At 68.6% G+C, this 786-nt stretch carries 1 protein-coding gene; it reads left to right on the top strand.

Going from position 1 to position 786, the window contains the following annotated elements; translation table 11 throughout:
- On the top strand, positions 1–786 hold a 786-nt coding region (locus AC5Y30_RS25430), incomplete at both ends, for a phosphopantetheine-binding protein (RefSeq protein ID WP_499922065.1).

The following is a 786-nucleotide window of genomic DNA, read 5'->3' as shown; positions in this document are numbered from 1 at the left end:
CTGCGTCCGGTGCCGGTCGGGGTGATCGGTGAGTTGTATGTGGCCGGCGCCGGAGTGGGGGTCGGTTATGTGGGCCGGGCGGGGTTGACCGGATCGCGGTTTGTGGCCTGTCCCTTCGCCGGGCCCGAGGCCCCCGGACAACGCATGTATCGCACCGGGGATCTGGTGTGTTGGCGCCCCGACGGGCAGCTGGACTACCACGGGCGCGCCGATGAGCAGGTCAAGATCCGCGGCTACCGCATCGAACTCGGCGAGATCCAGGCCGCCCTCGCCACCCTGGCCGGGGTGGAGCAGGCGGTGGTGCTCGCCCGCGAAGACCAACCCGGCATCAAACGCCTGATCGGCTACATCACCGGGCACGCCGACCCCGCAACCCTGCGCAGCGCACTGGCCGAACACCTGCCCGCCTACATGATCCCCGCCGCCATCATCGCCATCGACGCTCTCCCGCTGACCGCCAACGGCAAACTCGACACCCGCGCCCTGCCCGCCCCCGACTACACCGACACCGAGCACTACCGCGCCCCCTCCACGCCCACCGAGGAAATCCTGGCCGGCATCTACGCCGACATCCTCGGCCTCGAACGAGTCGGGGTCGATGACTCATTCTTCGAACTCGGCGGCGACAGCATCTCCGCGATGCGAGTCATCGCGGCGATCAACAAGGGTCTGGACACTGGTCTTTCCGTGCGGGCGGTGTTCGAGGCACCCACGATCGGCCAGTTGGCGCCGCTTATCCATGGGGAGACGGGCCGGGTAGAGCCGTTAGTTGCGGTGCCGCGTCCA

The organism is Mycobacterium sp. NGS27, from assembly GCF_059813005.1.
This window is presented reverse-complemented; position numbering and strand designations above follow the sequence as displayed.